Raw genomic sequence first — 1,678 nt, 5'->3', positions numbered from 1 at the left:
CGGCGTTTGTCAAGCTAGTTGTCGTTAACTCTATAAACTATGAAATGTCAAGACAAAGATTTTTCCCCAGCCTGAATAAGCGCAACCTTTTCCGGGTTGAGCCATACTTTTTCTTCCAGGTTCCAGTCGCGAATTTCGCCCGACCATCGATTCGGATGCTTGGCTTTTGCAGCCGCGTAGACTTCCTTCCGTCTATTGAACACTTCATCGGCTAGTCCCTGGTGGCGTTGGCTTGGTGTAATGAAGTTTAAGCCGCTATGACGATGCGTGTCGTTGTACCAGCGAACAAAATTCAGCACCCATTCTCGCGCTTCAGCCAGGTCTGAGAAGCCCTTAGCTGGATAGTTAGGGCGGTACTTGCACGTACGGAAAACAGACTCCGCATACGGGTTGTCGTTGCTTACCCGCGGACGACTGCGAGAAGGCGTTATTCCCAGCACATACAGGGTTTCTAGCAGCGTTGCTCCCTTCATCGGGCTGCCATTATCCGAGTGCAAAACGAGCGGCTGATGACGGATTACGCACTGTTCTCGAAGGACCGTACGGCGAACTAACTGACTCGCATGCTCGGCAGATTCCTCTTCCCAGATTTCCCAGCCTACGATTTTACGGCTGAACAAATCTAAGATGAGATAGAGGTAGTAGAACACGCCTTTTGCTGGCCCTGGCAACCAAGTAATATCCCACATCCATACCTCGTTTGGCCCGCTAGCCGCGTGACTTGTGAGCGGCTTAGGCGTTGGTGCCTTGCTACGTCCGCGATGATGTTGCTGACCATACGTATGCATCACGCGATAGAACGTTGATTCTGAGGCGATATACACGCCTTCGTCGGCTAGCGCGGGCACGATCTGGCTCGGCGGCAAGCTTCTGTATGCCGGTTGTCGTAGGGTCTCTAGCACTTGCTGCACTTCACTGTCCGTTAGCTTGTTCACCGGTGCTGGCCGCTTAGCTATTGGCCTCCCGTCTCTTATATCCTTCTGCTTACGCCAACGTTGTAACGTGCGCTGGGTGAGGCCCAGTTCGCTACATGCGGCAGCTTCTCCTGCATCCGCGTTAACCGCTTCTTGAATGAGTAGTATGGCTTGCTTGCGATCTGAGGCACGGATCATTCGTCCCCTTGGTCCCCCCAAATCGCTTGGGCCTTTTTTCGCAGTACCAACAGGGCGGCTGTCTCAGCCAGCGCCGCTTCCTTACGCTTCAGCTCGCGACTTAATGTTTTATTCTCTTGTTCCATCACACGGAGTTCTTTCTGTAACTGGTTCGCATGGCCCGCTACACCTCCGTTGGCTTGCATGCAGGCATCGCGCCAAGCTTCCACCTGTTCCACGAACAACCCTTTTGTCCGGCAGTACTCGGCTAGTTCGATCTCGGTTAAACTTGCCGTTTCGATGACGATCGCGAACTTCTCACGCGTGTTCCAACGTTCAGGTAACGTTTCGTTTGTAGGCGTGAGCCCCTTCGCTTTCGCAGCATTCTTCCACTTGTAGAGCGTTGTTTCGGACAGACCGCTCTCCCGAGAAATTCGACTAACCGATTCATTGTTTGGGGGCATCATCCGCTGTACAATGCTCGCCTTTAATTCCCTGCTTACAGGATTCATGGGTGTCCACCTCGTTCTCGTTTTCCTCACTATACATTCATACAGTGGGTACGACAACTATTTTGACAGAGGGGG

The 1,678-nt window shown here is 52.6% G+C and carries 1 pseudogene; it reads right to left on the bottom strand.

Annotation, left to right across the window (positions count from 1 at the left end):
* Nucleotides 1-47: 47 nt before the first annotated feature.
* Nucleotides 48-1,603: pseudogene (locus EYB31_RS39880) on the bottom strand (IS3 family transposase).
* Between the last annotated feature and the right edge of the window lie 75 nt (nucleotides 1,604-1,678).

It is taken from the genome of Paenibacillus thalictri, assembly GCF_004307995.1.
In the GTDB taxonomy this organism is placed as follows: Bacteria; Bacillota; Bacilli; order Paenibacillales; family NBRC-103111; genus Paenibacillus_AF; species Paenibacillus_AF thalictri.
This window is presented reverse-complemented; position numbering and strand designations above follow the sequence as displayed.